Annotated in this window: 7 protein-coding genes and 1 pseudogene; 6 read left to right on the forward strand and 2 right to left on the reverse strand. The window is 39.8% G+C overall.

Annotation, left to right across the window (positions count from 1 at the left end):
* Window positions 1–9: 9 nt before the first annotated feature.
* Entirely contained in the window at window positions 10–606 is a 597-nt protein-coding gene (locus tag MOB01S_RS08760) for a hypothetical protein (protein WP_066804066.1), read from the reverse strand.
* Between the two features lie 181 nt (window positions 607–787).
* On the opposite strand from MOB01S_RS08760, the gene dusA reads away from it, so the two are divergent.
* A complete protein-coding gene (gene dusA, locus MOB01S_RS08765; RefSeq protein WP_066804070.1) occupies window positions 788–1,756 on the forward strand; it encodes a tRNA dihydrouridine(20/20a) synthase DusA in 969 nt (322 codons plus the stop codon).
* Between the two features lie 23 nt (window positions 1,757–1,779).
* Here the strand turns inward: dusA and MOB01S_RS08770 are convergent, their stop codons facing one another.
* Entirely contained in the window at window positions 1,780–2,574 is a 795-nt protein-coding gene (locus MOB01S_RS08770; RefSeq protein ID WP_066804071.1) for a cytochrome C assembly family protein, read from the reverse strand.
* Between the two features lie 107 nt (window positions 2,575–2,681).
* Between MOB01S_RS08770 and ffh the strand changes: the two genes are divergently transcribed.
* From ffh to tsaB, 5 genes and pseudogenes are all read left to right on the forward strand, one after another.
* Window positions 2,682–4,226, forward strand: coding sequence for a signal recognition particle protein (gene ffh, locus MOB01S_RS08775; RefSeq protein ID WP_066804073.1), 1,545 nt, complete (start codon window positions 2,682–2,684; stop codon window positions 4,224–4,226).
* A gap of 72 nt (window positions 4,227–4,298) precedes the next feature.
* On the forward strand, window positions 4,299–4,490 hold the full coding sequence (locus tag MOB01S_RS08780; RefSeq protein ID WP_066804075.1) for a hypothetical protein: 192 nt from the start codon (window positions 4,299–4,301) through the stop codon (window positions 4,488–4,490).
* Window positions 4,459–4,556: pseudogene (locus MOB01S_RS12370) on the forward strand (IS1595 family transposase); the annotation flags it as partial. The gene MOB01S_RS08780 and the pseudogene MOB01S_RS12370, both read left to right, overlap by 32 nt.
* 39 nt (window positions 4,557–4,595) lie before the next feature.
* Window positions 4,596–5,219, forward strand: a complete 624-nt coding sequence (locus MOB01S_RS08785; RefSeq protein WP_066804078.1) for a hypothetical protein — start codon at window positions 4,596–4,598, stop codon at window positions 5,217–5,219.
* Window positions 5,220–5,241: 22 nt separating this feature from the next.
* Complete coding sequence (gene tsaB / locus MOB01S_RS08790) at window positions 5,242–5,901, forward strand: tRNA (adenosine(37)-N6)-threonylcarbamoyltransferase complex dimerization subunit type 1 TsaB (RefSeq protein ID WP_066804081.1); 660 nt, start codon at window positions 5,242–5,244, stop codon at window positions 5,899–5,901.
* Window positions 5,902–6,000 lie beyond the last annotated feature (99 nt).

Below are 6,000 nucleotides of genomic sequence, written 5' to 3' on the forward strand. Positions count from 1 at the left end.
GGCGGTTTTTTATCGTATTAAATTACCATAAATCAACAATGCCACTACCGCAATTATCATAAAAATCCCCCATTTGGTGATACGGTCGTGAATATCCATGTCAAAATCTACGAAAGTGGGCGGGATTTGCCCTTGATGAATTTGCTCAATAAGATGAAAGATTTCTCGCTCATTAATCATCACTCTTTCATATTTGAGTTTAAATAATGGCAATTTGGCGGTTTTGCCATTTTTTAAAGTCATATGGATATACCAATATTTGATGTCTTTTTGGACATAAAAATCCAATGTCATGGTGTGAATGTCTTTAAAGGCGATGTCTAAATGCTTATTGAATAATTTTCTAAAAAATTCATGCCCATGAATGATGCGATAACGACTGATGGTTAATGTGGGAGCAGGGTTGATGAGAAAAAATAAGCCCATGAAAATAAAAATCACACCAATCACCATACACAATACTGCGATAATAACGATAAAAATCTCATTGGCAATATCATTGACGATATGACCTAGCCAAAATACCCCACCACCAAATATCACAGAAAATAGGTTGGATTTGATGGAAGGATACAGTTCAATGGGTAGGGGTATTTTATCGCTCATGGGTTGTTTTAATCATTAAATTATTAAGTATATCATACAGGTAGCTAATTGGCACGACCATAATTAGATTTTCTTTAAAAAATAATAGTTAATCAATAGAATGTGTGATTTTACCATAAACACATTTTAATAGGGTGTAAACTGTGGTAAACTAACGACATCATCATACGAAGTTTAGTTTATGACCGACATCATCACAAATCAACGTATTTCAGTTGCCCCCATGATAGATTTGACAACCAATCATTACCGCACCTTTGCTCGCCTATTTAATCCTGATATTTATCTTTATACTGAGATGATTAGCACAGGAGCGATTTTAAAGGGCGATACCACTCATCATTTGCGTTTTTTTGACAATGAACCGCCTCTTGTGCTACAACTTGGGGGAAGTTCGCCTGCCGAGCTTGCTCAATGTGCCAAACTTGGGCAAGACTACGGTTATACTGAAATTAACCTAAATGTCGGTTGCCCCTCCGATCGTGTCCAGTTTAATAAGATTGGGGCGTGCCTGATGGCAGAAGCCCCCCTTGTGGCACACTGCGTGCGTGCAATGCAAGATGTTTGTGATTTACCCATTACGGTCAAGCACCGTATTGGCATTGACCATTTTGACAGTTATGAGTTTATGTCGGATTTTGTGGGGGTGGTGGCAGAGGTAGGGTGTGAACATTTTATTGTGCACGCTCGTATTGCCTTACTTAATGGTCTATCGCCCAAAGAAAACCGTGAAATTCCGCCTCTGCGTTATGATGATGTTTATCGCCTAAAACAAGAGTTTCCCCATCTTTTTATAGAAATCAATGGTGGCATTAAAACACTTGACGACATCAAAACCCATTTAACACAAGTAGATGGTGTGATGATTGGGCGAGAATTTTATCACAATCCAATGCTTTTGGGGCAATGCAATGAGCTTTGGGGCAGGCAAGCACCCACCCATCAAGAAATTTTTGAAAAATTATTGATTTTATTAGAAAATTTTGAAAAATCTGGCACGCCTTTAACCTTGGTAATGCGTCATTATTTGGGACTGTTTCAAGGTTTGGCAGGCTCTCGCAAATGGCGACAAGCATTAAGTGGGCAAAAATCTTTGAGCTTATCACAAATTGAGCAGGCGGGGCGAGCGGTACTTGCTCAAAATGCTTGATTTAATCATAAATTGATTTTAAATCAGTTTAAAATCAATTCTAGTACTACCTTTGACCCCACAAAACCAATGGCAAGCAAGACAAAACCATAAATAGCAACATTGGAGGCTTTTTTGCCTCGCCAACCTCTTCTGTAATGACCAATAATAAACACGCCAAATACAAGCCAAGATAAAATGCTAAAAAACAGCTTATGAGCAATGTGCTGGGCAATGACATCATATGTCGCCACAAGTCCAAGACCAATGGCAATACTCAAAATCACAAAACCCATGAGTATCATATCAAACAATAAACTTTCCATACTTTGTAGTGGTGGTAGTTTGCTTACCCAAAAACGATGAATGGTTTGGTGTTTGAGTTCACGGATTTGTAGTCTTAGAATAATCGCTTGTACGCACGCCATGAGTAGGACGCAGTACGCCCCAAACGACAGTAGAATGTGAATTTGTAAGCCTGTATTCATGTTGGTTAGTGGCTGGTAGGGGGCTTGCCCAAATTGCCCAAAACTCATGCCAATGATGGCAGTCGGCACAGCAAGCACGCCCAAACTTAAAATGGGACGATACAAACTAAACAGTACAAAAAATACAAGACAAAAAAGACCTGTCAAACTTAGTGCATTAAAAATGTTAAAATTCAAACCATACAAAGTGATGATTTGTGGCATCAAAATCACACCATGTAGCACAATCGCCAACACAAGTGCCAATAATGTCGCCCCTTTTAAAATCGGCTTGTTCTTTACCAACGCATGATACAAATGCAAACCAACTCCTGCATAGATCAGCGTACTTATGGCGTATAGAATGAACACAAAGACCTCTTTATTCTTAAAAATTACGACAAAAAACACAATAATAATAGCATAATTTTTAAAATTAGCATAAAATAAGGCAAATTTATTTTTTGATTGGAATACCCATGTTTGATACTCTGACCGAACGACTTTCTGGCAGTTTTAGAACGCTGGCAGGCTCAAACCAACTGACCGAAGATAACATCAAAGATACCTTGCGTGAAGTGCGTATGGCACTCTTGGAGGCGGATGTGGCGTTGCCTGTGGCTCGTGATTTTGTTGCCAAAGTCAAAGAGCAAGCACTAGGTCAAAACGTCCTAAAAGAGCTTGCCCCTGCCCAAGCCTTTGTGAAGATTGTTTATGATGAACTCACCGAAATGATGGGGTCTGCCAACCAAGCCCTAGAAATGACGGGCAAACCGCCAGTAGTATATCTTTTGGCAGGTCTGCAAGGGGCAGGTAAAACCACCACCGCAGGCAAACTTGCTAAATTCTTAAAAGACAAACAAAATAAAAAAGTCATGCTTGTTTCAGCAGACGTTTATCGTCCTGCCGCCATCAATCAGCTTGAATTTGTGGCAAACCAAGTAGGGGCTATGTTTGTGCCGTCAAGCGTGGACGAAAAACCCATTGACATTGCTCATCGTGCCATTGAACAAGCCAAAATCCAGTTCGCTGATATTCTCATCATTGACACCGCAGGTCGTTTGGCGATTGATGAAGAGATGATGACCGAGATTAAAGAGTTGACAGAGGCGGTCAATCCTACCGAGACACTCTTTGTGGTTGATAGTATGACAGGTCAGGACGCTGCCAATACCGCTAAGGCTTTTAATGATGCTCTGCCTTTGACAGGCGTAATTTTGACCAAAACCGATGGTGATGCACGAGGTGGTGCGGCGTTATCCGTGCGTGCTATTACAGGTAAGCCCATCAAGTTTTTGGGTCGTGGCGAAAAATTAGAAGCCCTAGAACTGTTCCACCCTGAACGTATTGCCCAGCGTATTTTGGGTATGGGAGATGTGCTGTCTTTGGTGGAAGAGGTTGAAAATAAAATTGACCGTGAACAAGCCGAACGCATGGCGAAAAAAATCCAAAAAGGTGGTGAATTTGATTTAGATGATTTGCTTGCTCAATTCCAACAAATGAAAAATTTGGGTGGCATGGCAGGATTTTTGGATAAAATGCCGGGCATGAGTGGGGCTAATATCCAAGAAGCACTCGCCCAAGCCAAGCCTGAGGAACGTGTCAAGCAAATGGAAGCACTCATTCATTCGATGACTCCATTTGAACGTCAAAATCCTGATAAAATCACCCCAAGCCGTAAACGCCGTATCGCTGCAGGTTCTGGCAAACAAATCCAAGACGTCAATGAATTGCTCAAACAGCACAAGCAAATGGCGCGCATGATGAAAATGATCAGTCGCCCTGACGGTATTGAAAAAATGATGAGAGCGGTGCAAGGTTTGACCAAAGGCATGAGCGGAGGGCCATTATTTGGTGGCAACAAACAGCAAGAATTTGCTAAAATGGCAAACGAAGTACATGAAATGGGACTTGACCCCAGTAGTGTCAATCTTAACATGAGTGAAGAAGAAATTCGTCAAAAAATGAATGAATTACAAAACGCCCAAAATGCCATGGGCGGTAAATTCAAAAAACGTTTTTGATATTGATGAAGTGATGCCGTTTCTTTTCTAAATATAGAGAAGAAACGGTTATTTTATTTAAAAAATGATGATATGACTACCATAAAAACCCTAGCCCTAGATACCGTCTTTGAACAATGCTCGGTGGCATTTTTAAATAATGATGAATTGATTGGCGAAACAACGATTTTGGGCAATCGTGGACAAACCGAAACGATACTACCCATGATTGATGAGTTATTAAAAACGCACAAAAAACTTTCACCTATTCATCAAAGAATGTGAGTTTCGTTTTAACTATGGTACACCATCACAAAGCTGAAAACTTTGAGAAAATGGTGTGGAATTTAAACCTTATCTACGTCAGTCCCTTAAATTAAGGATTTTTTTATGAAAGCAGTTTCTTATTTGTCAGTCTGTGTTTTGGTGTTAACTTTAATTGGATGTAGTGGTCAAGCAAAGCATTCTCCAAGAGCGGGTGAATATGGCAAAACCTTAAATCACAGTATAACGCTTGACAGAAAAAAAGTGGAAACTTTATCCACAAGTGAGATTAAATCATTTTTTCAAGCAAGCGAAGACACCGAAACAGAAATACTGTTTCAAGGCACAGCAGAGAATAACCCCTATCGTTTTGTAGCGGTGGTGCGTGGTACGGCGATTAATCAAGGTAAAGTTAATGTTGGTTTTATGTATGGTGTCCGCTCTGAAAGTAAAGTGGATTTTACTCCCAAAACAATGATGGATGAAGATGATGCTACATATAAAGCAGGAGAAAATGTACTAATGGTGGTTGCAAGCGAACCTTTTTCTATCTCAAAAAACTCTAAGGATTCACTTTATTCAGTTTATGGGTTATTGACCAAGCGTGAAAACATTAAATTTGAAAGTGTAGAATTGCAAGTCTGGCAAGGAAAAGGCAGTAAATTTAGTAGCACCAGATTTGCCGTTTTCGGATTGCTTATTTTTGGTGCGGTATTTACAGTCTATCGCATTGTCAGACGATTCAAGTGATATTAAGAGAATGATAAAACCCATGAAAGCCCTAGCCCTAGACACCGTTTTTGAACAATGTTCAGTCGCACTTTTAGACAACCAAACCGTGATTGGTGAAATCACCATCGCGGGCAATCGTGGACAAACCGAAACGATACTACCCATGATTGATGAGTTATTAAAAACGCATAATATTTCTTTAAAAGAAATTAACCTACTTGCCTTTAATCGAGGGCCGGGAGCATTCAGTGGCATTCGCATCAATACCGCCGTTGTGCAAGCCTTATCATTCGCTCACGATTTGCCTTGTGTGGGCATATCAAGTTTAAGGGCGTTGGCAGGTACGTTTGTGCAAAATCACGATATTGAGCATGCGACCATTGCCAGTTGTATAGATGCACGCCAAAATGAAGTGTATGCGTGTTTTTATCAAGTTGAAAAAGATGTCTTAACACAAATTGGTGATGAAACCTTATTAGCATACGATAGTGAAATAAAAGCTGATTTTATCATTGGCAATGGCGGGCAGTTTATCAAAACAAATGGCGAATTGATGACTTTAAATCCTACCGCCAGTGATATTGGCAAAATGGCTTATCTTGATTATTTAAATCATGGTGGTGTCAATGCAGAAAACGCCTTACCTGTATATTTACGCCATAATGCGTGGAAAACATTGGCAGAGCAGGGTAAGAAATAATATTTTATCGTAATTTTATTTTGGTTGCGTAGGGGCAAGTTGCAATTCGCCCATATATTAAAAATTCTATCAAATTTTGGTATTGTTAAATAAAGATGG

Origin of the sequence: Moraxella oblonga NBRC 102422, assembly GCF_001598275.1 — a bacterium.
Lineage (GTDB): Bacteria > Pseudomonadota > Gammaproteobacteria > Pseudomonadales > Moraxellaceae > Moraxella > Moraxella oblonga.